We start from the raw sequence: 25728 nt of genomic DNA, 5'->3' as shown, positions 1-25728 counted from the left end.
ACGGGTGACCGACCTGACGATCGAAGGAGGCGGCCGTGGAGGTCGAGTACGTGCGCGACGGGGGCCTCGCGCTGATCCATCTCAACCGCCCCGACCGGCTCAACGCCGTCGTGCCCGCCCTCACCGAGGACCTCGCGGCGGCGCTCGCCCGCGCCGCGCGCGAGGACGCCCGGGCCGTGGTGCTGGCCGGGCGCGGTCGGGCGTTCTGCGCCGGCCACGACCTCAAGGAGCCGGAGCCGGTCGAGACGCCGGTGCAGACCCGCGCCCGGCTGGAGGAGATCCAGGACGTCACCCGGCTGGTCCGCCGCTTCCCCGGGCCGGTCGTCGCCGCCGTGCACGGCTACGCCCTCGGCGCCGGTTGCGAGTTCGCGCTCGCCTGCGACGTGGTGGTGGCGACCGAGGACGCGCAGTTCGGCTTCCCCGAGGTGGGCGTCGGGCTGAGCGTCACCGGGGGGATCTCCAAGCTGCTGCCCGTCCTCGTCGGCTGGGCGAAGGCCAAGGAGCTGCTGCTGCTCGGCGACCGGATCACCGGCGCCGAGGCGGGGCGGATCGGCATGGTGGCGCGGGTGGTGCCGCCAGGGGAGCACGAGACCGCCGCGGTCGAGCTCGCCCGTCGGCTGGCCGAGCGGCCGCCGCTCGCGCTGAGCCTCGCGAAGCAGGTGCTCGACCACGGCCTCGACGCCACCCTGGAGGACGCCATGCTGCGCGAGGTGGACCACGCCATCCTGACGTCGCTGTCGGGCGAGGGCGCCGCGCCCAAGGAGGCCTTCACCCGTGGCTGAGCCGACGCTCGTCTCCGCGCTCCTGGAGGCCGCCGAGCGGTGGCCGGAGCGCCCGGCCTGGACGTTCGCCGGCCCGGACCGGACCGAGACGCTGAGCTTCCTCGCGATCGAGGATCAGACCGCGGTCCGCGCCCATGCGCTGCGCGAGCGCGGCGTCGGACCTGGCGACCGGGTCGCGGTCATGCTCGACAACGTCATCGACTTCCCGATCGTCTGGCTGGCGCTCGCCCGGCTGGGTGCGGCGATCGTGCCGCTCAACGTGAAGTACCGCAGCGCCGACGCCCAGCACGTCCTCGACGACGCCGGCGCGCGGCTGACGGTCACGTCGCCGGCGTACGCCGACCTGCTCCGCGGCCTCTCCCCCGCGCCCGAGGTCGCGCTGGTCGACGAACTGGTGCCGACCACCGGCGAGCTCCCAGGGCTCGGGCCGGTCGACCCGGGCGCGACCGTCAACCTGCAGTACACCTCCGGCACCACCGGGCGGCCCAAGGGCTGCCTGCTCTCCCACCGCTACTGGACCACGCTGGGCGGGAGCATGATCGAGGAGTTCCCGCGCATCGGGTCCGACGACGTGCTGCTCACCGCGCAGCCGTTCTTCTACCTCGACCCGATGTGGAACCTCGTCACCGCGCTGATGGCCGGCGCCCACCTGATCGTGCTCGACGGCTTCCACCCGTCGACGTTCTGGCAGCAGGTCCGCCGCTACGAGGTGACGTACTTCTACTGCCTCGCCGCGATGCCGACGCTGCTGCTGAAGATGCCGGCCGACGAGCGCGACCGCGACCATCGGGTGCGCGCCGTGCAGTGCTCGGCGATCCCGCCCGCGCTGCACGCCGAGCTGGAGGAGCGCTGGGGCGTGCCGTGGTTCGAGGCCTTCGGCATGACCGAGACCGGCGCCGACATCCGGGTCACCCCCGAGGACCACGACGAGCTGGTCGGGTCAGGCTGCCTCGGCCGGCCCGCGGCGCACCGCGAGGTGCGCCTCGACGACGACGGCCAGCTGTGGCTGCGCGGCCCGGGGATGATGGACGGCTACCTCGGGCACCCCTCGCCGTTCGTCGACGGCTGGTTCCCGACCGGCGACCTCGCGCGCCTCGACGACGAGGGCCGCGTGTACCTGGTGGGTCGGCTCAAGGACATGATCCGCCGCAGCGGGGAGAACATCGCCGCCCGTGAGGTCGAGGAGGTGCTGCTCGCCCACCCCGCCGTCCGGCTGGTCGCGGTCGTCGGCGTGCCCGACGAGATCCGCGGCGAAGAGGTCAAGGCGTACGTCGTGGCGCCGGGTGTCTCCTCCGACGAGCTCGAGGCGTGGTGCGCGGACCGGCTGGCGGCGTTCAAGGTGCCCCGGCTGTGGGAGTTCCGCGACGATCTGCCGCTGACCGCCTCCCACCGCGTCGAGAAGAGCAGGCTGTGAAGGCGGACCTGCTCCTGACCAACGCCCGGGTGCGCACGCTCGAGGGTCCCGGGAACGGCGAGGTCGCCTCGGCCGTGGCGATCTGGCGCGACCGGATCGTCGCCCTCGAGGACATGCCCGCGCACCGCACGATCGACCTCGGCGGCGCCGTCGTGACGCCCGGCTTCCACGACGCGCACAACCACATGGCGTGGTACGGCCTGTCGCTGGACGAGGTGGACCTACGGGTGCCGACCCTGGACGCGCTGTACGACGCGATCGCGAGGCGGGCCGCCGCGGCGCCGGCGGGCGCCTGGATCGTCGGCGCGGGGTACGACGAGAACAAGCTCGGTGCCCATCCCGACCGTGACGCGCTCGACCGGGCGGCGCCGGGACGCAGGGTCTGGCTCAAGCACACGTCGGGCCACATGTGCCTGGTCAACGGCCCGCTGCTCGCCGATCTCGGGATCGCCGACGCTCCGGCGCACGTTGCGGGCGGGCTGGTCGTCGTGGACGCCGACGGTCGGCCGACCGGGCTGCTGCAGGAGCAGGCGCAGCAGCTGCTGAACCGGCTGGTCCTCCCCTACCCCGTCGCCACGCTCGTCGACGCGATCGAGCGCGCCGGCCGGGTCTACCTGTCGCAGGGCATCACCAGCGTCACCGAGGCGGGCGTCGGGGGCGGCTGGATCGGCAAGAGCCCGGTCGAGGTCGCGGCGTACCAGCGGGCCCGCGACGGGGGCCGGCTGCCGGTGCGGGTCGAGCTGATGGTCGCGGCCGACGTGCTGCACGACCTGCCCGCGCACGAGTCCGACGACATCACGCTCGGCCTCGACCTGGGGATCCGGACCGGGCTGGGCGACAACCGGCTGCGCATCGGGCCGGTGAAGATCTTCAGCGACGGGTCGCTGATCGGCCACACGTGCGCGCTGACCGAGGACTTCGCGGACAGCCCCGGCAACCACGGCTTCCTCCAGGACGACGCCGCGGCACTGCGCACCCGCATCGTCGAGGCGCACCGCTCGGGCTGGCGGGTCGCCGCGCACGCGATCGGCGACGCGGCCATCGACCTGGTGCTCGACGCCGTCGAGGAGGCGCAGCGGCGCTGGCCGCGGCCCGACGTACGACACCGGATCGAGCACTTCGGGGTCTCCCGGCCCGACCAGGTCGCCCGCGCGGCGGCGCTCGGCGTGGTGCCGGTGCCGCAGGGGCGGTTCGTCGGCGAGATCGGCGACGGGATGCTGCGCGCCCTCGGGCCCGCGCGCGCCGGCTGGGCCTACCGCTACCGCTCCCTGCTCGACGCCGGGATCACGGTCCCCGGCAGCTCCGACCGGCCGGTGGTCGACGGGGCCCCGCTGCTCGGGATGCACGACCTGGTCAACCGGCGCACCGACGGCGGGCTGCCGTGCGGGCCCGAGGAGGCGGTCAGCGGGCTCGAGGCGCTGACGGCGTACACGCTCGGCTCGGCGTACGCCTCGCACGCCGAGCGCGACCGCGGCACGATCGCCGCCGGAAAGTACGCCGACCTCGCCGTGCTGTCCGACGACCCCGCTATCGTCGACCCCACGACGATCCGCGACATCGAGGTGCTCTCGACCGTCCTGGCCGGAGAGGTGGTGTGGGAGCGGTGAGGCTGGTCGAAGCGGACGAGCTGTCCCCCGCCGAGCTCGCGGCGGTCGAGCGGATCTATCGAGACGCCTTTCCGGAGGAGCTGTTGGCGCCGTTCCCCGATCTCTTCGCCGACCGGATGCTGGTGCTGCTGGACGACGACGGCCCGGCCGGCCTGGCCCTGGTGCGCGATCTCGCCGGCACCACCTGGACGTTCCTTCGCTACTACGCCGTCGGCCGCCGCGGCCGCGGCACCGGCTCGGCCATGTGGGGTGAGCTCACCCGGCTGCTCACCGACGAGGGCCGCACCCGGCTGGTCTGGGACGTCGAGGACCCTGACGAGCGCGGGTTGTCGGAGGACGCCGTCACCGAGCACCGGCGCCGGATCGCCTTCTACGAGCGCCTCGGCGCGCGGCTCCTGCCGGTGCGCGAGTACCACCCGCCCCACGACGACGGGCACGAGCCCCAGATGCGCCTCATGGACACCGTGCTGGGAGCCGGCGACCGGGCCGAACTGCGCGAGCTGGTCGAGGGGGTGTACTGGCTCCGCTACGGCAGCGACCCGGACCATCCCCAGGTGCGCCGGACGTTGCTGGCCAGTGACCTGATTTGACCGAAGAACATGCGGCTATATGTTTGCATGGCCGCAAGATCTCCACCTACTCTCGGCAGTATGAGCATCGAGACCTCCATCGCTGCCCTCGTCGAGGACCAGACCGGCCAGCCGTACCCCTACCGGCGCGTCGAGCTGGTGGAGCCCGACTGGACCCGCTTCCCCGGCTGGCGCGACGTCACGGCCGCGGACTGGGAGTCGGTGCAGTGGCAGCGCGCGCACTGCATCAAGAACGTCAAGCAGCTGCGTGAGCTGATGGGCGACCTGCTCGAGGAGCGCTTCTACGCCGACCTCGAGCGCGATCAGGCCGAGCGCGCGACGATGTCGATGCTGGTGCCGCCGCAGATGATGAACACGATGGTGCCGTCGGCGGTGCCGCACGGCCCGGGCTCCCTGACCGAGGAGTTCTACGCCGACCCGGTGCGGCACTACATGATCCCGGTCCTCTCCGACCGTCGCACCGACTGGCCGTCCCACCCGCACGCCACCCGCGACTCGCTGCACGAGCACGACATGTGGGTGGCCGAGGGGCTCACCCACCGCTATCCGACCAAGGTGCTGGCCGAGCTGCTGCCCACCTGTCCGCAGTACTGCGGCCACTGCACCCGCATGGACCTGGTCGGCAACTCGACGCCGACCGTCGACAAGCTGAAGTTCGTCGGCAAGCCCCAGGATCGGCTCGGCTCGATGCTCGACTACCTGCGGCGGACGCCGCAGGTACGCGACGTCGTGGTGTCGGGCGGCGACGTGGCCAACATGCCGTGGCCGCGACTCGAGTCGTTCCTGACCTCGCTGCTGGAGGTCGAGAACATCCGCGACATCCGGCTCGCGACCAAGGCGCTGATCGGGCTCCCCCAGCACTGGCTGCAGGACGACGTCCGCTCCGGGGTCGAGCGGGTCGCGACGCTGGCCCGCTCCCGCGGGGTGTCACTGGCGATCCACACCCACGCCAACCACGCCAACTCCATCACGCCGCTGGTGGCGCGGGCCTCGGCGGCGATGCTGGAGGCCGGTGTGCGCGACGTGCGCAACCAGGGCGTGCTGCTCAACGGCGTCAACGCCGACCCGCACGCGCTGCTCGACCTGTGCTTCCGGCTGCTCGACGGTGCGCAGATCATGCCCTACTACTTCTACATGTGCGACATGATCCCGTTCTCGGAGCACTGGCGGGTCTCGGTCGGCGCCGCGCAGCGGCTGCAGCACCACATCATGGGCTACCTGCCCGGCTTCGCGACGCCGCGGATCGTGTGCGACGTGCCGTTCGTCGGGAAGCGCTGGGTGCACCAGCTCGCGTCGTACGACACCGAGCGGGGCATCTCGTACTGGACCAAGAACTACCGCACCTCGATCGAGGACGCCTCCTCGGACGCGCTGACCCGGACCTACGAGTACTACGACCCGATCCACACCCTGCCCGCCGACGGCCAGGCGTGGTGGGCCGAGCACGCCGACCTGTCCGAGACCGCGCTGAAGGCGGCCGAGGCCGCCGAGGCGTCGCGACGGACGGCGGCGCTCCAGGCCTGGTGAGCACCAGCCCGGTGGTTGAGGTGTGAGGCGCGCCAGCGCCGAGCCTCGAGACCACCACCGCCCGAAGACCACGTGGGGGGCGAGGCTGCTTCTCGGGTCGCGGGGTTTCGAGGCTCCTGCGCTCGTTCCTCGCTCCGGAGCACCTCAACCCCCGGTGGTTGAGGTGTGAGGCGCGCCAGCGCCGAGCCTCGAAACCACCACCGCCCGAAGACCACGTGGGGCGGGGGCTGCTTCTCGGGTCGCGGGGTTTCGAGGCTCCTGCGCTCGTTCCTCGCTCCGGAGCACCTCAACCCGCGACGCTCAGACGACAGAGCGGTTCTCGTAGGGCGTCGACAGCACGATCGTCGTGCGCGTCGACACGTTGGCCGCAGCCCGCACCCGGGCGAGCAGATCCTCGAGGTCGGTCGGGGCGGCGACGCGCACCTTGAGGATGTAGGACTCGTCGCCCGCGACCGACCAGCACGACTCGATCTCGCCGATCCCGCGCAACCGCTCCGGGGAGTCGTCGGGCTGGGAGGGATCGATCGGGCGGATCGAGATGAACGCCGTCAGCGGCAGCCCGAGCTGCTCGTGGTCGATGGTCGCGCCGTAGCCGAGGATCAGCCCGCGCTGCTCGAGCCGCTTGACGCGCTGGTGGACCGCCGAGGTGGAGAGTCCCGTCGACTTGCCCAGATCCGTGAAGGACATCCGGCCGTCACCGGCCAGGAGCTCGAGGATCTTGCGGTCCGTGGCTTCGAGTTCGGGCTGGCTCACGGCGGACAGACTAGACCCGATCGCGTGGGAGGATGCGGCTGTGACCGATTCCCAGGCCGGCCGACTGATGCTCCTCGACTCCGCTTCGATGTACTTCCGGGCCTTCTTCGGGGTCCCGGAGATCGCGGCGCCGGACGGCACCCCGGTCAACGCCGTGCGGGGCTTCCTGGACTTCATCTCCCGGCTGGTGACCGACTACCGGCCGAGCGACCTGGTCTGCTGCTGGGACAACGACTGGCGTCCGCAGTGGCGGGTCGACCTGCTGCCGTCGTACAAGGCGCACCGGGTGGTCGCCGAGCGCAGCGACGCCCCCGACGTCGAGGAGGTGCCCGACCCGCTGGAGGTGCAGGTGCCGATCATCCGCGATGTCCTGGAGGCCTTCGGGCTCTGCGTGCGGGGCGTCGACGGCTACGAGGCCGACGACGTGATCGGGTCGTTCGCCACGCAGGCGACGCAGCCGGTCGACGTCGTCACCGGCGACCGGGACCTGTTCCAGCTGGTCGACGACGTGCGCGACGTGCGGGTGCTCTACATCGCTCGCGGCGTCGGCAGGCACGAGCGGGTCACCAACGACTGGGTGCGCGAGAAGTACGGCATCGACGCGGCACAGTACGCCGACTTCGCCACGCTGCGCGGCGATGCCTCCGACGGGCTCCCGGGCGTCGCCGGCGTGGGCGAGAAGACCGCGGCGACCCTGCTCGGCCGGTTCGGCGACATGGACGGGATCGTCGCGGCCGCGCTTGACCCCGACTCCGACCTGGGGCCGGGCCCGCGCGGCAAGATCAAGGCCGCGGCCGGCTACCTCGAGGTGGCACCCCGGGTCGTGGCCGTCGCTCGCGAGCTCGACCTCGACTCCCCCGACACCCGGCTGCCGCGCGAGCCGCGCGACCTGGCGCGGGTCGCCGAGCTCGGCACGACGTGGGGCATCGAGTCGCCCGTGCAGCGGCTGACCGAGGCGCTCTGCGGCTGACCCGTCGACGCCGTACGGTGGTGGGCATGAGCCGGATCGCGATCGTCGGGGGCCACGGCCAGGTGGCCCGCCATCTCATCCACGACCTCCGGCGCTCCGACCACGACGTGGTGGCGCTGGTCCGGCGGGAGTCCTACCGGGCCGAGCTCGAGCAGCGGGGCGCGCAGGTGCGGCTGCTCGACATCGAGGAGCAGGGTGCCGCTGACTTCGCCGCGGCGTTCGCGGGGTGTGCGGTGGTGGTGTTCGCCGCGGGCGGTGGGCCGGACGGCAACAAGGAGCGGAAGCGGACCGTCGACCTGGAGGGCTCGCTGAAGTCGATCGAGGGCGCCCGCTCGGCCGGGATCCGGCGCTTCGTCCAGGTCTCCGCCATCGGCGTCGACGACCCGCTGCCCGACGACACCGGCGAGGTGTGGCGGGCGTACGTCGAGGCCAAGCGCGACGCCGACGCGGCCCTGCGGTCCAGCGATCTCGACTGGACGATCATCCGTCCCGGCCGCCTCACCGACGACCCGGCGACCGGGTTGGTCACCCTCGGCTCCTCCGTGCTGCGGGGCGATGTGACCCGTGCCGACGTCGCCGCGGTGCTCGCCGCCGTCGTGGATGCTCCGCGCACCGTCGGCCGGCAGTGGGACCTGGTGGGCGGGGACACCCCGGTGGCCGAGGCGGTCGCGACCGCGGGCTGAAGCTCGATCCACGCTGAGGCCGCGGCGGCGGTCCACGTCAAAAACTGGGGACGTGTCTTGTCGCCGTACCCGTGGGGGCCCTACGGTCCGAGAAGTGCGGTGCCGGGGTCGCGACGTCACGGGCCCCGGGCTCCGTGCGGCGCAATCTCGGTCTCATGGAAGGCGGACCAGCATGTCCCCACGCGCGCCCCACTCTCGTCAGCTCCGACTCGCCGTGGCCGGCTCGGCTGCGGCCCTCGCGATCACCGGCCTGGTCGCGACCGCGGCTCCGGCCAGCGGAGGTCCGCCCGGCGACGGCTTCACGATCGCCTATACCCAGCCGACCCTGACCGGCCGGTCCAGCGGCGACAAGGCGCCGTCGAGCTCCATGGCCGAGACCTCGCCGTCCCTGCTCAAGCTCGATTCGGCCAAGCGCGTCCCCGTCGTCATCAAGTACGACTACGACGCGATCGCGAGCTACACCGGCACCGTGCCCGGGCTTGCGGCGACCAGCCCGAGCGTGACCGGCCGTCCGGTGACCGCCGGGACCAGCGCGCTCCGCGACTACCGCGCGTACGTGAACCGCCAGGAGCAGGCGATCAGTCGCCGGGTCGAGGCGGCCGTCCCGGCCACCAGCATCGACCAGAGCTACCAGGTCGCGTACGGCGGTGTCTCGGCCGTCGTGCCCGGCAACCAGATCCGCACGCTGCTCGCCGTGCCCGGCGTCGTGGCGGTCCAGCGGGACGCGCTGCGGCAGCCGCTGACGGACTCGAGCACCAGGTTCATCAACGCCACGGCGGCCTACGAGGAGCTGCGCACGACGAGGAGCGCCGGCAAGGGGATCATCCTCGCCAACATCGACACCGGTCTGTGGCCCGAGCACCCCTCCTTCGCCGACCACGGCAACCTGTCCGCTCCCCCGGGCCCGGCCCGGGCCTGCGCGTTCGGCGACAACCCGCTGACGCCGGCCGACGACCCGTTCGTCTGCAACAACAAGCTGATCGGCGGCCAGCCCTTCCTCGACACCTACGCCGCCCTCAACGACGACCTGGTCTACCCCGGTACCGCGCGCGACTCCGAGGGCCACGGCTCGCACACGTCGTCGACCTCCGCGGGCGACATCGTCACGAACGTCAAGACGCTCGGACCGACGCTCTCCCGGATCAACGGCGTCGCCCCCGGCGCCTGGGTCGTGGAGTACAAGGCCCTCGGCCCCCAGGGCGGCTACGCCTCCGACCTGACCGCCGCGGTCCAGCAGGCGATCGTCGACGGCGCCGACGTCATCAACTACTCCATCAGCGGTGGGAGCAGCCCGCTCACCGACTCGACCGAGCTCGCCTTCCTCGACGCCTACAACGCCGGCGTCTTCGTCGCGGCCTCGGCGGGCAACAGCGGTCCGGGAGCATCCACCTCGGACCACCTGAGCCCGTGGGTCACCACCGTGGCCGCCTCCACCCAGACGCGGTCGTTCACCTCCACGCTGACCCTGACCGCCGGTGACGGCGCGACGTACTCGGTCAAGGGTGCGTCGATCACCGCGGGCGCCGGTCCGGCCCCGGTGACGCCCGCATCGGCAGCGCCGTACGGCGACCCGCTGTGCCAGACCCCGGCGCCCGCCGGGACCTTCACCGGGCAGATCGTGGTCTGCCAGCGCGGCGTCAACGGCCGGGTCGAGAAGGGCTACAACGTGCTGCAGGGCGGCGCGGTCGGGATGATCCTCTACAACCCGACCCTGGCCGACGTGGAGACCGACAACCACTGGCTGCCGTCGGTGCACGTGGCCGACGGCACCGACCTGACGGCGTTCCTCGCCGCCCACTCCGGCGTCACCGCCAGCTTCACGGCGGGCCGGGCCGACACCGGCAAGGGCGACGTGATGGCGGCGTTCTCTTCACGCGGCCCGGGCGGCTCCTTCATCAAGCCCGACATCACCGCGCCCGGGGTCCAGATCCTTGCGGCGATGACGCCCACCCCGACCGAGGTCGTCAACGGACCGCCCGGCGAGTACTACCAGGTGATCGCGGGGACATCGATGTCGGCTCCGCACATCGCGGGAGCGGCGATCCTGCTCAAGGCGCTCCACCCGAGCTGGACGCCGGGCCAGATCAAGTCGGCCATGATGACGCAGTCGCTCACGAAGGTCGTCAAGGAGGACGAGACGACTCCGGCCGACGCGTTCGACATGGGCGCCGGCCGGATCGACGTCGGGCGCGCGGCCGACGCGCCGATGACGATCTCGGACACGACCGACGACATGTTGGCCTACACCGCGGACCCGGTGCACGCGATCGACCTGAACATCCCGTCGATCAACGCACCCACGATGCCCGGCTACATCGACACGGTCCGGACCGTGCAGAACGTGACCGGCAAGACGCTGCACGTGAAGGCGTACGCGTCGCTGCCCGACGACACGGAGATCAGCTTCTCGCCGCGGTCGTTCACGCTCAAGCCCGGCCGGTCGACGTCGGTCGAGATGCGGCTCACCTCGGACGCCCCGATCGGCGACCAGCAGTTCGGCACGGTGTACTTCGACACCAACCGCGGCGACCTGCACCTGCCGGTGGCGTTCATCCGCCAGCAGGGCACCGTGACGGCGACCCAGTCCTGCGACCCGGCCAGCGTGCGGGTCAAGGCGACGACGACCTGCACGATCTCGGCGACCAACACCGACTTCGACGCACAGGCGGTGTCGTTCAGCACCACGACCAACGACCGGCTCCAGCTCACCGGCACCACGGCGGGCCGCCTGCGGGGCGGCAAGGTCAGCGGTCTCACCACCCTGGCCGGCGCCAGCCTGGGGGTGCCGTCGGTGGCTCCGGCCAGCGACTCCCCCGCCGGCGGGTTCCTGGACCTGGCCGGGTTCGGGATCGCCCCGATCTCGGTCGGGGACGAGGACGTCCTCAACTTCACGACGCCGTCGTTCATGTTCAACGGCAAGGCGGCAAGCAGCATCGGCATCGACACCAACGGCTATCTCGTCGTCGGCGGCGCCACCTCGGAGGACAACGAGTGCTGCACGCTGCCGTCCGGCGCGTCCTCGGCGCGGCCGAACAACGTGCTCGCGCCCTTCTGGACCGACCTGAACGGCACCGGCGCGCCCGGGGTCAGGGTGGGCACCCTCACCGACGGCGTGAGCCAATGGATCGTCGTCCAGTGGGATGTCAACGTGTTCGGGACGACCGACACCCGGCACTTCCAGGTCTGGATCGGCACCCAGCCGACCCAGGACATCACCTACGAGTACAGCGCCCCGCAGACCGACCCGGGCGGACAGCCCTTCCTGGTCGGCGCGGAGAACGAGGCCGGGGAGGGTGACATGTCCGCGACGCTGCCGACCGGGACGCTGCGCGTGACCTCGACCGACCCGACGCCCGGTGACACGTTCACCTACACGGTGACCGCGAAGGGGGTGAAGAAGGGCAGCGGGGTCGTGCACACCGAGCTGACGGCGCCGAAGGTGCCCGGTGTGACCACGCTGGACAGCGATGTGAGCGTCACGCGCTGAGCTCCGTCCGACACCGTCCCGGTCCGCGCCGGGGCGGTGTCGGCCGCCCGGAACCGCCCGGTCACTCCTCGTCGTCGGCCAGGCTGGAGTAGGCCACCACGCCGCGGCGCAGGCGGCGCACGACCTCGCGTGCGGTCTCCCGCAGCGGCCCCGGGCCGGCGGCGTCCGCGACCTGTCCGGCCAGGTCGATCAGCTGCTTCATCCACCGCACGAAGTCACCGGCGGCGAGATCGCTGGCCACCAGCACGTCGTCGAGCTCGTCGCCCTCCGCCCACCGGTAGGCGACCCAGGCGAAGCCCAGGTCGGGCGCGCGCAGGAAGTCGAGCCGGTGGTCGCGCTCGAGCGCGTCGAGGCTGCCCCAGAGCCTGACCATCTCGCCGATCGCCTCACGGATCGCACCGCCGGGCAGGCGAGGGGCGCTCGCGTCGTCGGGGCGGCGCGCCTCGAAGACCAGCACGGACAGCGCCGCGGCGAGGCCCGACGGCGCGAGGTCGTCCCACAGCCCGAGGCGGATCGACTCGGCGGCGACCAGATCCATCTCGGAGTACAGCCGCATCAGGTGCCGGCCCCGATCGGTGATGGCGTCGCCCTCGAGGTAGTCCAGAGCCGTCAGCACGTCGCAGACGCGGTCGAACTGCCGCGCGACCGTGTTGGTGCGCTGCTCCACCCGCCGGCGCAGGGTCTGGGCGTCCTTGTCGAGCTTGAAGTAGCGCTCGGCCCAGCGGGCGTGGTCCTCCCGGTCCGGGCAGTCGTGGCACGGATGCCCACGGAGCTCCGCGCGGAGCCGGGCGATCTCCTCGTCGGCGTGGGTCCGCGTCGGGTCGGTACGCCGGGCACCCTGCTTGGCCAGCCGGGGCGGCGCCAGGTCGTGGGTCTTCGACCGCAGCGCGGAGGCCAGGTCGCGCCGCATCTGCGGGTTGCGGCCGTTGAAGTTCTTCGGGATCCGGACCTTCGCCTGCGCCGCCACCGGGGCCGGGAAGTCGATCATGGCCAGCCGCCGGGCCTGCCGATCCGACGTCACGACGTAGGGCCGCGGCCCCTCGGGCGACCAGCCAGGGTCGACCACGACCGCCCAGCCGGCGAACTTGCCGGTCGGCACCATGATCACGTCGCCGGGCTTCAGCTCGCGCAGCGAGGCCATCGCCTCGTCGCGCAGGTCCGCCTTGCGCGCCCGGCTGGCGCCCTTCTCGACCTCGCCGATCCGGCGGCGCAGCGCGGCGTACTCCATGAAGTCGCCGCGGTCGCAGGTCGCGGCCTCCCGGTAGCCGTCGAGCGCCTCTTCGGCCTTGTGCAGCTGCCGGGCCAGCCCGACGACCGCCTTGTCGGCCTGGAACTGGGCGAACGACTGCTCGAGCAGCTCCCGCGAGCGGGCCCGGCCGAACTGGTGCACGAGGTTGACCGCCATGTTGTACGACGGGCGGAAGGACGACCGGAGCGGATAGGTGCGCGTCGAGGCCAGGCCGGCGAGCTCGCGCGGGTTCATGCCGGGCTGCCAGAGCACGACTCCGTGGCCCTCCACGTCGAGCCCGCGCCGGCCCGCCCGACCGGTGAGCTGGGTGTACTCCCCCGGCGTGATGGCGGCGTGGGTCTCGCCGTTCCACTTGTCGAGCTTCTCGATCACGACCGTGCGGGCGGGCATGTTGATGCCGAGCGCCAGGGTCTCGGTCGCGAAGACGACCTTGCAGAGCCCGCGCAGGTAGAGCTCCTCGACGCACTCCTTGAAGGTGGGCAGCATGCCGGCGTGGTGGGCGGCCACGCCGCGGGTCAGGCCGTCGAGGAAGTCGTGGTAGCCCAGCACGTGCAGGTCGTCGGGCGGGAGGTGTCGGCAGGCGGCCTCGACGTAGGCGTAGATCTCGTCGCGCTCCTCCGGGGTGGTGAGCCGCACCCCGGCGTTCAGGCACTGCGTGACCGCGGCGTCGCAGCCGACCCGGCTGAAGATGAACACGATCGCCGGCAGCAGGCCCTCGCGGTCGAGCCGGTCGATGACGTCGACCCGGCTGGGGATCCACACCCGGCGGCCGTTGCCGACGGTCCTGGCGGCCGCGTGCTTGCTGGTCGCCTTCCGGTTGCGGTCGCGCGGCGAGCGCCGGTCGCGCATGCGGGTGCTCGCCCAGTCGTCGCGCGCCACCTTGAGCAGCTCGTCGTTGACCGGGGCGCCCTCCTTCACGAAGCCCGCGGCCGCGTCGACGTCGGACGACGCGAACAGGTCCAGCAGCCGCTTCCCCACCATGACGTGCTGGTAGAGCGGCACGGGACGCCGCTCCTCGACGATCACGCTGGTGTCGCCGCGGACGGTCTCCAGCCACTCGCCGAACTCCTCGGCGTTCGACACCGTCGCCGAGAGCGACACGAGCGCGACCGACTCCGGCAGGTGGATGATCACCTCCTCCCAGACGGCACCGCGGGCCCGGTCGGCGAGGTAGTGCACCTCGTCCATCACCACGAACCCGAGACCCAGCAGCGTGCGGCTGCCGGCGTACAGCATGTTGCGCAGCACCTCGGTGGTCATCACGACGATCGGTGCCTCGCCGTTGACGACGTTGTCACCGGTGAGCAGGCCGACCTGGTCGGCGCCGTACCGCGCCACGAGGTCGTTGTACTTCTGGTTCGACAGCGCCTTGATCGGCGTCGTGTAGAAGCACTTGCGGCCGGTCTGGAGGGCGAGGTGGACGGCGAACTCCCCCACGATCGTCTTGCCGGAGCCGGTCGGGGCCGCGACGAGCACGCCGCGACCCTCCTCGATCGCCTCGCACCCCCGGCGCTGGAAGTCGTCGAGCGGGAAGTCATAGAGCGCGACGAAGTCCTTGAGCACCGGGTGCTGCCGGTGCTTGCGATAGTCGGCGTACCGCTCGGCCGGCGAGAGCTGCTGGTCGTCCGCGGTGCTCATAGGCCCCACACTAGTGGGGCCGCAACGCTCCACCTCTCCGTCAACCGTGGTGCTGAGCCTCCCGACCGTCGGCCAGCGCGTCGGCCAGCTGCTCGATCATCCATTCGATCTCGGACCGGGTGATCACCAGGGGCGGCGCGAGCCGTACCGTCTGCCCGTGGGTGTCCTTCGTGAGCAGCCCACGGCCGAGGAGACGTTCGCAGAGCTGGCGGCCGCTCATCAGGTCCGGCTCCACGTCGACACCCGCCCACAGACCCCGGCTCCGGACGGCCGTCAATCCCTGTCCGACGAGCTCGTGCAGGCCGGCCGCGAGCGCCTCTCCGAGCGCCCGGGCACGTTCCTGGTACTCGCCCGTGTCGAGCAGTGCGACAACCGCCTGGCCGACCGCGGCCGCCAGGGGGTTGCCGCCGAATGTCGAGCCGTGGCTGCCCGGCCGGATCACCCGCATGACGTCGCGAGTGGCCAGCACGGCGGAGACGGGAAGGAGACCGCCGCCCAGGGCCTTGCCGAGGATCAGGACGTCGGGGCGCACCGACTCGTGATCGACGGCGAACGTCGTTCCGGTCCGGCCCAGACCGCTCTGGATCTCGTCGGCCACGAACAGCACGTCCTGCTGCCGGGTGAGTGCCCGGACCGCGCTCAGGTAGCCGTCGGGCGGGACGATGACGCCGGCCTCGCCCTGGATCGGCTCGAGCAGCACGGCCGCGGTCTCGTCGTCGACCGCCGCCGACAACGCGTCCGCGTCGCCGAACGGGACGGTCACGAAGCCCGGCGTGAAGGGGCCGAATCCGCTCCGTGCCTCGTGGTCGCTCGAGAAGCCGACGATCGTCGTCGTGCGGCCGTGGAAGCTGTCGGCGGCAACCACGATCTTCGCCCGGCCCGGCTCGATGCCCTTGGCCTCGTATCCCCATCGGCGGACCAGCTTGATCGCGGTCTCGACGGCCTCGGCGCCGGTGTTCATCGGGAGCACCGTCTCCAGGCCGGCCAGCTCCGCCAGGTCGCGGCAGAAGGGCCCGAGCCGGTCGTGGTGGAAGGCCCGGCTGGTCAGCGTGACCCGGTGGAGCTGCTGCTCGGCGGCGGCGATGAGGCGCGGATGCCGGTGCCCGAAGTTGAGCGCGGAGTATCCGGCCAGGCAGTCGAGGTAGCGCCTGCCCTCGATGTCGCGCACCCAGGCACCGTCTGCGTCGGTGACCACCACCGGCAGCGGCGCGTAGTTGCGTGCCACCACGGCCTCCGCGAGCCGGATCTGGGCCTGTGTCTCGACCGGTGTGGGCAGGTCTGCGTCTCGGACCGTCACCGACCCCACCTCCTCAGTACACATCGGCGATCCGCTGCACCACGTCGGCGGCCTCGAGCCCGTCGACCTGAGCGATCTCGTGCCGCTTCACCGCGAGGAACGTGTCCAGCAACGGAGCCGGGAGCCACGAACACAGCTCCTCGTCCGCGACGAGGGCACCGAGCGCCTCGGGAAGACTCGTCGGAAGCGGCGCCACCTCGGCCGGGCCGGTTGCGGTGACGTCCTCGGGCCAGACGGTCGGACTGGGACAGCTCGGATCGGTCATCCCCGCCAGCCCGGCTCGGAGCAGCAGGCCGAGCGCGAGCCAGGGGTTGGCCGTGGCGTCGCACGCGCGGTACTCGAGGTTCAGCTGCCGGGCTGCTTCGTCCTCGTCCGCCGAGGTGGTCGGGCAGATCCGCAGCAGCGCCTCCCGGTTGCGCTCCGCGAGGAAGGCGCCGGCGCTGCTCCAGCGACGGGGCGTGAGCCTCAGGAAGGACGCGGGGCTGGGTGCCGTCCACGCGCTCAGTGCACGTGCGTGCCGCAGCACTCCGGCGGCGAATCTCGTGCCCGACTCGGACAAGCGCCCGGGCCGCGTCGGGTCGAAGAGGGTCGGCTGCCCGTCGGCGGAGCGGAAGCTGAGATGGACGTGCACGCCCGTGCCGGTGCCGTCGGGGCGCTGCAACGGGGCGAAGGACGCCCGCAGCCCGCGCCGGGCCGCCAGGTCGCGCACCAGCTCGCGCAGGAGGACGGCCCGGTCGGCTGCCACCAGGGCTCCCGTCGGCGCGAGGGTGATCTCGAACTGCGACTCGCCGTACTCGGGCAGCCAGGTCTCCGGCTCGAAGCCGCAGTTCGCCAACAGGTCGAGGAGCTCGCCGCCGAAGCGGGCCGCATCGCGATGGCGACGCAGGGAGAAGGGCGGCGAGCCGTCCAGCCCGAGGAGCACGAACTCGTGCTCGAAGCTGGCGACCACCCGGAGGCCGAGCGTCTGCTCGAAGTCGGCGAGCACCTGTCTCAGGAATCCGCGAGGACAACCTGTCCACGGCGCCCCGTCGGTCAGCGTCTGGTCGGCGAGGAAGAGTCGCAGGGCCGGCGCGTCGGTCTCCGGGTCGGTGGGCACCACGACGGACGTCGCCTCGTCGGGGATCAGCCGGAGATCGCCGGCGGAGCCGAAGGCGTTGTCCGGGGCGATGTCACCGAACGCGGTCAGCGCCAGGTTGGCCGGGACCCAGCCGACGCCGGAGCGCAGCACCGAGTCGAGGCGGGATCCGGGTGCACCTCGCCCACGCACCTGCGCGCCGAGGTCGCAGGTGGCGACGAAGAGGTCGGGAGATGTCATCAGTGTCCTTCTCGATCGGGACCGTGCCCAGGGGTTGTCGTGCCCAGGGGTTGTCGTGCTCAGGGGTTGTCGTGCTCAGGGGTTCGTGCTCAGGGGTTCGGGGCGTACCGGCTCCGGATCCGCACCTCGACCGCCCGCAGGAGCATCACGGGCACCACCGCGATCACCATCACGAGGAGGACGATCCCGGTGATCCGCTCGACCTCGGCCAGCCGCATCAGCCGGAGGATCTCGCCTCCGATGCCGCCGGTGCCGGTCAGCAGCTCGGCCAGGATCAGACCGATGAAGGTGAAGGCGAGACACAGCCGCAGGGCCGTGACCACGTAGGGCAGCAGCGCGGGAAGCACGATCAGCCGCGTCGCCTGGACGGGGCGCAGTCGGTAGGCAGAGATGACCTTGCGATAGCGGGGGTTCAGGCCCTCGGTGGCCTCCATCATGACGATCGCGGCGATGAACACGCCGTGGAAGACGGCGAAGCTCAGCTTCGCCGAGTCCCCCAGCCCGAGCGCGAGGATGAACACCGGGAAGAACACGATCTTGGGGGTCGCGTTCACCAGGTGCAGGACCGGGCCGAGCACTCTGCGGGCCAGCGACGAGCCACCCGCGAGCGCGCCGGCGAGGATCCCGATGACGGCAGCAAGCAGGAACGACAGCCCCAACAGCCGCAGCGTCGAGAGGACGCTCGATCGGAACCGGGGGTTGCCGAGGGCATCGACCATCCCTTCGACGGCGTCGGTCGAGGTCGGCACCGACGGGCTCGCCACCATCATGCTGATCGCCTGCCACAGGACCAGCACCACGATGGGCGCGGCCAGGTAGGTCGCGGCGCCACGCACCAGGGAGCTCATGCGCGAACCTCCATGTGCCCGGGGGCGAGTACCCGCCGTTGGACCATCGCGATGCCGACGTACATCGAGCCGATCAGCGCCAGCACGAGCAGGATCGCGCCGTACATCCGGGTCAGGTCGAAGCTCTCGTACGCCGAGTGGATCGCGTGGCCGAGGCCCCGCGGGGACAGGATGAGCTCAGCGGCGATCACGCCGATGGCGCTGTAGGCGGAGCTCAGTCGCAGCCCGGTCAGCAGCGCGGGGGCCATGCCCGGCAGGGTCAGACGCGTCAGGCGCGAGAGGCCGCGCACCTCGTAGACCCGCGCCAGCTTGTCCAGGTACGCAGGCAGTGAGTCGAGCCCCGCCAGCACCTGGGTCAGCATGGGGACGACCCCGAGGAGCACCCCCGTCAGGACCAGGGAGACGACGCCCTGCCCGAGCACGGCGATGAACACGGGGTAGAGCGCGAAGACCGGGATGGCGGGCAGGACCACGATGTAGGGCTCGCACGCCGACCTGATCATCCGGCTCCGCGAGAGCGCAAGGGCGCAGCAGGTCCCGATGAGCACGGAGAAGCAGGTCGCGACCAGGATCGCCGTCGCCGACGGCAGGATGACCGTTCGCCATCCCTCGCCCCGACCGACGATCTCCCACGCTCCCCGGACCATCTGGGTCGGCGGCACGACGATCTGCGGGTCGATCAGGCCGACCCGGCAGCCGACCTCCAAGGCGGCGACGGCGGCGACGAGCAACACCGGCAGCGACAGTCGGTCGCGTCTAGTACGCAAGGGACGCCCACACCTTCGCGACGACCTGAGCGACCCGGGGGTCGCCCAACTGGTCCGCGGACCGATGGTCGGGCAGCGGTACCTCGAGATCCTGGACCACGGTCGCGGGTCGGCCGGAGAGCACCAGGACCCGATCGGCCAGCAGCACCGCCTCCTGGATGCTGTGGGTGATGAGCACGGCGGTACGTCCCTGCTCCCGACAGATGCGCTGCACCTCGAGCCCCAGCCGGAGGCGCAGCTGCTCGTCGAGGGCTCCGAACGGCTCGTCGAGCAGCAGCACCGACGGGTCGGTGGCCAGCACCCGGGCGAGCGACACCCGCTGACGCATCCCGCCCGAGAGGGCGGCCGGGTGCATGGTGCGGTGCTCCCAGAGGTCGACCATCCGCAGCGCCGCCTCGACCTTGGCGGCGATCTCGTGACGATCCCGGCGCGAGGCCTCGAGCGGAAAGGCGACGTTGCGGTAGACCGTGCGCCACGGGAGCGTGGTGTCCTCCTGGAACATCACGCCGACCGAACGGATCGGCCGGTCGACCCGCCGACCTCCGACGACGACCTCGCCCCGGTCGGCACCGCGGATGCCGGCCATGATCTCGAGCAGCGAGCTCTTCCCGCATCCGCTGGGGCCCACGAGCGCGACGAACGACCCGGGGGCGAGCTCGAAGCTGATGCCATCGACTGCCGGCACCCCGCCGTAGGCCTTGGACACCGCGCGCACGGAGACGGCGGCGCGGTCGATCGCCCCGCTCACCTGGGTCACCGCAGCCGCGCGGGCAGTTCGAAGCCCACGTCCTGCATGAAGTCGGCGGCGAACAGCGTGGCGGTGGTCGTCTGCTTCACCCCGGCGCGGTCGAGGCTGTCCTCGACCGCGAGCCATCCGTTGTCGTCCAGGCCACCGGTGCCGAACGCCCCCGCCGCCACGGCGACCTCGAGGACCTCGACGGCGACGTCGGGATCGATCTCGGCCGCCTCGGCCCAGAGCTTGCCGGCCTCGGCCGGGTCCTGCTCGATGTACTCCACGGCGGCGGCATATCCCTGGAGCAGATCCTTGATGACGTCCCGGTTCTCGTCGAGGATCGCCGGCGTCGTCACGAGCAGCTCCCAGCTGTAGTCCGGCACGATCTCGCTGGCGGTGCCGAGCATCGCTCCGAAGCGCTGCTCGCTGCCCACGTAGAGCGTCGCCGGGATGAAGGCGAGGTCGAGGTCGCCACTGGACAGCAGCGTCACCGCCTCGCCCGACCCGCCGGAGGACACCATCTCCACCTGTTCGCCCTCGGCGAGTCCGAACTCGTCCATCGCGAGGTAGGCCAACGATTCGGTCACCGACTTCGGGTTCGTGTAGCCCCACCGGAGCCCGTCGCTCCCTCGCACGTCGTCGAGGGTCTTCAGGCCGGACTTCTGCGAGGCGACCAGATACGTGCCGGCCAGGTTGCGTGAGGGCGCTGCGACCGCGGTGACCTCGATTCCGCTCTGCGCCGCCTCCGCCGCGGCCAGGGTGCCGACGCTGGCCAGCGGCACCTCGGCCGCCAGGGCGTTGCGGATGTCGCTGCTGCCGCCGGCGCTGCCGATGATCTCGTCGACCTCGACTCCGTGCTCGGCGAACGTTCCCTTCGCGGTGCCCACGATCCAGGGAACGCTCGACTCGAGCACGGGGTAGGCGCCGACGACGACCGACACGTGCCGTACGCCGTCGTCGTCGGTCTTGACCGTGGAGCCCCCGGAGCCGCAGGCGGTCAGCCCCATCGCCACGGCGACGGCGAGCGACGGGACGGCGATGCGTCGGGTGCGGCAACGGCGGGACCTGCTGGACTGCATCATGCTTGCTCCTCAGGGATGGGTGCCGCCGCGATCGGCAGCGGGAGGGGATAACGGACGACGAGGAACTCGGCGGACCCGACCGGGGCCACGGACCGGAGGTGCGTCTCACCGGTGCGCACCATCGCGCCGGCTCCGACTCCGAAGGTCGTCGAGTCGCAGGTGAACGAGCCCCCGGTCAGGAACCAGAACTCCGGCTGGTGCTCGGAGATCGGCTGCAGCGTCTGGGGGCTGGTGATCCGCACCATCTCGACGCTGGTGCGACGCTCGCCGAAGATGCCGAGGTAGCGGCGCTCGAGGCCGGCACCCGCAGGCACCCAGTCGAACGCCTGCGGACGCATCATCACGATGTCGCGGTAGCGGGGCGACGCGTACTCGACCTTGCGGCCCTGATGAGCCGCCCAGACCAGGTGGCTGGTCTCCATCGGGCGGCCGTGCACGTCGAGTCCGAAGTTCTCCGTCTCAGCGTCGAGCCGGGCGACGACCCGCGCCTGCTCGTCCCACGACAGGTAGTACTGGCCGCTGGCCCCCGGGAACTGGACGGCGAGGACGTCGGCGTCCTCGTCCTGGTGCTGCGGCCCGTAGGCGACGCTCTCCGGGAAGTAGGCGCAGTCGCCGGCTCGCAGCACGTGATCACCGAGTCGCACCGAGCCCGACACGATGTACCGGAACTGGTCGAAGTTGTGCTTGTGTCGTGGCTTGTCCCAGCCCTTCTCCAGGGTCGCGACGGAGATCCAGGTGTTCTCGCCCGGACGCACGGAGTCGAACGGGTACGAGAACACCTTCATCCCGGAGCCGAGGTACTCGTCGAGCTCGGCCTTCACCAAGAGGTCTGGTGCGACGAAGCCCTCCACGTGCTGCTGGTTCATTCCGTCTTCGCTCCTTCATGTGCGCCGTCGTCGAGCACGGCTTCGATGAGTACGGGAGCCTCCGCAGCACGGAGGCCGGGGATGAGGTCGTCCATGCTCGCGGCGAGCTCGGCAGTGGTGGACACGCGCTCGGCACGACATCCGAGTCCGCGCGCCATGCTGGAGATGTCCAGACCGAGATGCCGGGGCCACGGCGCCCGGCCGTGGGGCGCGGCGAGCTGGTCCATGATCGCGTAGCCCCCGTTCGCGAGGACGACGTACAGCACGCCGATGCCGTAGTGCTGCGCGCTCCACAGCGACTGGATCGCGTACATCGAGGAACCGTCGCCAACGACGGCGACCACGGGCCGGTCCGGTTGGGCGAGCCGCAGGCCGGCCGCGGCGGGCATCGCGAAACCGAGGCCGCCCATCGCCGCGCTGAAGAAGCCTCCGGGACGCCGGGCAGGCAGCGCCTCGAGCAACCGGTGTCGGTCCGAGGGACACTCCTCCACGACGACCGCGTCCTCCGGGAGGCGGCGGGCCAGTTCTCTGAGGACGCCGTCGGCGTCGAACCGGGTCGGGCCCGGCGGCCGCGGACGTCGCTGCGGTGGGCGACCGGGAGGCGTCGGTGCGGCTCGCACGGCCCGGACCCGATCGGCCAACGCCGTACACGCGGGGGCCAACGAGCCGAGCACGAGCTGCTCCGCCGTACTGACCGTCGCCTCCGTCGGATCGACGACCAAGGACAGCACCCGAGTGCCGGGCGAGAACAGTGGACCCTCGTCGAACAGGTACTGGCGCAGCGAGGGCGCGCCGACCACCACGACGACGTCGTGTGGATCCAGCGTCGCGCGCAGCTGTCGCCGGTGGGCCGGCAGGTGGCCCGCGAAGCGGGGGTCGTCCTGCCGGAAGCCGGCCCGCGCGCCGAAGGGCTCCTGCCACACCGCACACCCCAGGGCCTCGGCGAGGCGGCCGACCGCGTCCCAGGTCGCTGCCGAGTCGGCGTCCGCACCGACGACGATGACCGGTGACGCCGCGGCACCGAGCACGTCGACGTAGTCCTCCACCTCCGCCGCGCGGACGCCGGTGGCCACGGTGAGGCGTCGTGGACTCGCCAGCTCCCGGCCGTCCGGCCACGGCGCGCTCCAGTAGTCGGTCGGCACCACCAGGACTGCCGGCCCACGGTGCAGCATCGCCTCATTGGTGGCTCGGAGCAGAAGTGAGGGCACGTCCGCGGCAGACCCGGGTTGACCACACCAGACCGGATACTCCCCCGCCAGCCCGTTGAGTCGCCCGACGAGGAAGGGCTCGTTGACCAGGTGGCGCGAGTCCTGCTGACCGACGATCACGACGACCGGCGCCCGGTTCACCCGGGCCGTCGCGATCGCCCCGACCGCGTTGCCGAGGCCGGCGGTCGTGTGGAGCACGGCCAGGGCGGGCCGGCCGGTCCCTAGCGCATGGCCGGTCGCCATGCCCACCACCGAGCCCTCGTGCAGCCCGAGCATGAAGCGGACGTCGTCCGGGAGACCCGCGAGCAGGTCGATCTCGGTCGAGCCCGGGTTGGAGAACACCGTGGTCATCCCCAGCTCGCGGAGCAGGTCCAGGGCTGCGTCACGCACAGTCGTCTCGGGCATCCGGTGCAGCCTCCTCTCGTCGTTGACCGGGAGCCTGTCGACGCGTGGAACACTCGACAACGGCTTGTCGCATGTGGCGGAATATCTTCCCGTCGACAGCAACGACCACGAGGAGTGGACATGCCCCCGAGCGCGAGCAGCGCCCCGGACACCGCCATCATGCGGTGCCTGCGAGTCCTCGACTGCCTCGGTGCCACGCCGGGTCCGCACACGCCGACGACCATCGGCGCGACCACCGGGCTGCCGCCAGCCACGGTCCACCGGATCCTGGCGACCCTCGTGGAGTGGGGCGGCGTCGAGCGGATCGGTCGTGGCCGCTACCGCCTGGGTCTGCACATGTGGCGGCTGGGGGCGGCGGTGCCCTCGGCCCGGGTGCTGCGCGATCTGGCCCTGCCCTATCTCGAGGATCTCTACGAGGCGACGCACCTGGTCGTGCACATGGCCGTGCCCGACGGCGACGAGGTGCTCTACCTGGAGAAAATCACCGCGCGCAGGTCGGTCCGGGTGACCTCCGGAGTCGGTCGCCGCCTGCCGATGCACGCCACCGGGCCCGGCAAGGTGCTCCTCGCGTTCGGGGACCCGTCGCTCCTGGAACGGGTGGTCGAGAACGGCCTGCCCCGCCTCACGCCGGCCACGATCACCTCCGAGCGCGCGCTTCGAGCGGCCCTGGCCGACATCCGCCGGACCGGAGTGGCGATCTCGCGCGAGGAGGCCTCCGCCGGTACGGCGTCCGTGGCGGCTCCGGTCTTCGCCGAGGGCCGCGACGCCGTCGCCGCCCTCGCGGTGGTCGGCGCCGCCGACAGCATCGACACGGCCCGTCTGGCACAGCCGCTCAGAACCGTCGCTCACGCACTCTCGAGGGCGCTGCAGGCGCGCGCCCAGGTCGGCGGGCTTCCGCCCGCATCGTTCAACTGACCGGTATTCCGCAGGGCGCGAGGAGTGCTTCCACTCGCCGCGGTCGTGCTGCGATGGTCGGCTCCCTTCGGCCGCGGGGCCGTCCAGTCGATCCGGGAGGTTCGCGATGCCCATCCTCGAGACCAATGTCTGGCACGACACGATCTTCAGCGAGGGATGGCAGCGTTCCTCCGCCGTTCTCGACGTGGTCGAGCCGGCGACCGGGGAGGTGCTGGCCGGTGTGGGTGGGGCCAGTCCGGAGGACGTGGCCGCGGCCGCGCGACAGGCCGCCTCGGCGCAGCCCCGGTGGGCGGCACTCCCCCCGTCCGAGCGCGCCGCTGTGCTCCGTCGAGCCGCCGCGCTCTGGGAGGAGAACCTCGACGAGATCGCCACCTGGATCGTGCGAGAGAGCGGCTCGGTCCGCACCAAGGCGGAGCTGGAGCTCCGCGTCGCTGCGGCCGAGTGCCATGAGGCGGCCGGGCTGCCGACGGCTCCCCACGGCGAGGTGCTGACCTCCAACGAGCCGCGGTGGAGCTTCGCGCGCAGGCGCCCGGCCGGGGTCGTCGCCGTCATCGCCCCGTTCAACTTCCCGCTCGTGCTGTCGATCCGGTCCGTGGCCCCCGCGCTGGCCCTGGGCAACGCGGTGCTGCTCAAGCCCGACCCGCGCACGGCGGTCGGGGGTGGGGTCGCCCTGGCGCGCGTCTTCGAGCTGGCCGGCCTGCCCGCGGGACTGCTCCACGTCCTGCCCGGCGGGGTCGATGTCGGCGCGGCCGTCGTCGCGGCGCCCGAGGTCTCCGTCGTCTCGTTCACGGGTTCGACCGGGGCCGGGCGGGCGGTCGGCGAACTGGGCGGCCGCCTGCTCAAGCGCACCCACCTCGAGCTCGGCGGCAACAACGCACTCGTCGTGCTGGGGTCGGCCGATGTCGAGCCCGCGGCGGCCGCCGGTGCCTTCGGATCGTTCCTGCACCAGGGGCAGATCTGCATGACGACCGGCCGTCACCTCGTGCACGAGAGCCTCTACGACGACTATGTCGCCGCCCTCGCGGCGAAGGCAGACGCCCTCCCCGTGGGCGACCCCTACCGGTCGGACGTCGCCCTGGGCCCGTTGATCGACGAGGGTCAGCGGGCCCGGGTCGACCGGATCGTGACGGAGTCCGTGTCGGGCGGCGCGCACCTGGCGGCCGGCGGCACGTCGGAGCGTCTGTTCTATCGGCCGACCGTCATCGCGGACCGTCGGGGAGAGACCAGCGCGTTCGGCTCGGAGATCTTCGGCCCGGTAGCCCCGGTGACACCGTTCCGGACGCTCGACGACGTCGTGTCCTCCTGCCGGGCCGACGAGCACGGCCTCGCACTCGGGCTGCTGGGTGACGTCGGGGAGGCGATGGAGCTCGCCGACCGGATCCCCAGCGGGATCGTCCACATCAACGAGCAGACCGTCTCCGACGAGCCCCAGGCTCCCTTCGGCGGGGTCGGCGCGTCAGGAACGGGCAGCCGGTTCGGCGGCGCCGCCGCCAACATCGAGGCGTTCACGGAGACCCAGTGGCTCACCGTCCGTGGCCAGATCGCGCCCTACCCGTTCTGACCGGCTGCGGCCCGCGGGCTCGACCAGCCCG

The 25728-nt window shown here is 72.0% G+C and carries 20 protein-coding genes; 10 read left to right on the top strand and 10 right to left on the bottom strand.

Annotated elements, in window-relative coordinates; translation table 11 throughout:
* Positions 1-35: 35 nt before the first annotated feature.
* From FHU40_RS22780 to FHU40_RS22760, 5 genes are read left to right on the top strand one after another with little or no spacing between them, the layout of a single operon-like run.
* On the top strand, positions 36-782 hold the full coding sequence (locus tag FHU40_RS22780) for an enoyl-CoA hydratase/isomerase family protein (protein WP_183594726.1): 747 nt from the start codon (positions 36-38) through the stop codon (positions 780-782).
* Complete coding sequence (locus tag FHU40_RS22775; protein ID WP_183594725.1) at positions 775-2196, top strand: AMP-binding protein; 1422 nt, start codon at positions 775-777, stop codon at positions 2194-2196. The genes FHU40_RS22780 and FHU40_RS22775 overlap by 8 nt, the downstream gene beginning before the upstream one ends.
* The gene (locus FHU40_RS22770; protein ID WP_221200109.1) at positions 2193-3803 is read left to right on the top strand and encodes an amidohydrolase family protein; all 1611 of its coding nucleotides are present in this window, start codon (positions 2193-2195) and stop codon (positions 3801-3803) included. Before FHU40_RS22775 ends, FHU40_RS22770 begins: the two co-directional genes overlap by 4 nt.
* Positions 3800-4393, top strand: a complete 594-nt coding sequence (locus FHU40_RS22765; RefSeq protein WP_183594724.1) for a GNAT family N-acetyltransferase — start codon at positions 3800-3802, stop codon at positions 4391-4393. Before FHU40_RS22770 ends, FHU40_RS22765 begins: the two co-directional genes overlap by 4 nt.
* Positions 4394-4453: 60 nt before the next feature.
* On the top strand, positions 4454-5920 hold the full coding sequence (locus FHU40_RS22760) for a KamA family radical SAM protein (RefSeq protein ID WP_183594723.1): 1467 nt from the start codon (positions 4454-4456) through the stop codon (positions 5918-5920).
* A gap of 300 nt (positions 5921-6220) precedes the next feature.
* On the opposite strand, the gene FHU40_RS29150 is transcribed toward FHU40_RS22760, so the two are convergent.
* A complete protein-coding gene (locus FHU40_RS29150) occupies positions 6221-6673 on the bottom strand; it encodes an Lrp/AsnC family transcriptional regulator (RefSeq protein ID WP_252274457.1) in 453 nt (150 codons plus the stop codon).
* A 67-nt stretch (positions 6674-6740) separates the two neighbouring features.
* Here FHU40_RS29150 and FHU40_RS22750 point away from each other — a divergent pair, with 67 nt between their 5' ends.
* The 3 genes from FHU40_RS22750 to FHU40_RS22740 all read left to right on the top strand — a co-directional run bounded on the left by FHU40_RS22750 (position 6741) and on the right by FHU40_RS22740 (position 11813).
* Entirely contained in the window at positions 6741-7643 is a 903-nt protein-coding gene (locus tag FHU40_RS22750; RefSeq protein WP_183594721.1) for a 5'-3' exonuclease, read from the top strand.
* A 26-nt stretch (positions 7644-7669) separates the two neighbouring features.
* Entirely contained in the window at positions 7670-8326 is a 657-nt protein-coding gene (locus FHU40_RS22745; protein ID WP_183594720.1) for an NAD(P)H-binding protein, read from the top strand.
* Positions 8327-8498: 172 nt separating this feature from the next.
* Complete coding sequence (locus tag FHU40_RS22740; protein ID WP_183594719.1) at positions 8499-11813, top strand: S8 family serine peptidase; 3315 nt, start codon at positions 8499-8501, stop codon at positions 11811-11813.
* Between the two features lie 61 nt (positions 11814-11874).
* Here the strand turns inward: FHU40_RS22740 and FHU40_RS22735 are convergent, their stop codons facing one another.
* From FHU40_RS22735 to FHU40_RS22695, 9 genes are all read right to left on the bottom strand, one after another.
* Positions 11875-14700: a DEAD/DEAH box helicase gene (locus tag FHU40_RS22735; protein ID WP_183594718.1), complete on the bottom strand. Its 2826-nt coding sequence runs from the start codon at positions 14698-14700 to the stop codon at positions 11875-11877.
* A 40-nt stretch (positions 14701-14740) separates the two neighbouring features.
* Positions 14741-15997 carry an ornithine--oxo-acid transaminase gene (rocD, locus tag FHU40_RS22730; RefSeq protein ID WP_343057991.1) on the bottom strand — a complete coding sequence of 419 codons (1257 nt, stop codon included), beginning with the start codon at positions 15995-15997 and terminating at the stop codon, positions 14741-14743.
* 13 nt (positions 15998-16010) lie between these two features.
* Entirely contained in the window at positions 16011-17312 is a 1302-nt protein-coding gene (locus FHU40_RS22725; protein WP_183594716.1) for a type I glutamate--ammonia ligase, read from the bottom strand.
* An 89-nt stretch (positions 17313-17401) separates the two neighbouring features.
* The gene (locus tag FHU40_RS22720; protein ID WP_183594715.1) at positions 17402-18160 is read right to left on the bottom strand and encodes an ABC transporter permease; all 759 of its coding nucleotides are present in this window, start codon (positions 18158-18160) and stop codon (positions 17402-17404) included.
* A complete protein-coding gene (locus tag FHU40_RS22715; protein WP_183594714.1) occupies positions 18157-18927 on the bottom strand; it encodes an ABC transporter permease in 771 nt (256 codons plus the stop codon). The genes FHU40_RS22720 and FHU40_RS22715 overlap by 4 nt, the downstream gene beginning before the upstream one ends.
* The gene (locus tag FHU40_RS22710; protein WP_183594713.1) at positions 18917-19675 is read right to left on the bottom strand and encodes an ABC transporter ATP-binding protein; all 759 of its coding nucleotides are present in this window, start codon (positions 19673-19675) and stop codon (positions 18917-18919) included. The genes FHU40_RS22715 and FHU40_RS22710 overlap by 11 nt, the downstream gene beginning before the upstream one ends.
* Positions 19676-19680: 5 nt before the next feature.
* The gene (locus FHU40_RS22705; RefSeq protein ID WP_183594712.1) at positions 19681-20742 is read right to left on the bottom strand and encodes an ABC transporter substrate-binding protein; all 1062 of its coding nucleotides are present in this window, start codon (positions 20740-20742) and stop codon (positions 19681-19683) included.
* A complete protein-coding gene (locus tag FHU40_RS22700; RefSeq protein WP_183594711.1) occupies positions 20739-21608 on the bottom strand; it encodes a cupin domain-containing protein in 870 nt (289 codons plus the stop codon). Before FHU40_RS22700 ends, FHU40_RS22705 begins: the two co-directional genes overlap by 4 nt.
* Positions 21605-23221 (bottom strand): thiamine pyrophosphate-dependent enzyme, encoded by a 1617-nt coding sequence (locus tag FHU40_RS22695; protein ID WP_183594710.1) that lies wholly within the window; start codon positions 23219-23221, stop codon positions 21605-21607. The genes FHU40_RS22700 and FHU40_RS22695 overlap by 4 nt, the downstream gene beginning before the upstream one ends.
* Positions 23222-23341: 120 nt before the next feature.
* Between FHU40_RS22695 and FHU40_RS22690 the strand changes: the two genes are divergently transcribed.
* Together FHU40_RS22690 and FHU40_RS22685 are read left to right on the top strand one after the other, a co-directional pair.
* Entirely contained in the window at positions 23342-24136 is a 795-nt protein-coding gene (locus FHU40_RS22690; protein WP_183594709.1) for an IclR family transcriptional regulator, read from the top strand.
* Between the two features lie 106 nt (positions 24137-24242).
* The gene (locus tag FHU40_RS22685) at positions 24243-25697 is read left to right on the top strand and encodes an aldehyde dehydrogenase family protein (protein ID WP_183594708.1); all 1455 of its coding nucleotides are present in this window, start codon (positions 24243-24245) and stop codon (positions 25695-25697) included.
* Positions 25698-25728 lie beyond the last annotated feature (31 nt).

Source organism: Nocardioides soli, assembly GCF_014191495.1.
Classification (GTDB): domain Bacteria; phylum Actinomycetota; class Actinomycetes; order Propionibacteriales; family Nocardioidaceae; genus Nocardioides; species Nocardioides soli.
This window is presented reverse-complemented; position numbering and strand designations above follow the sequence as displayed.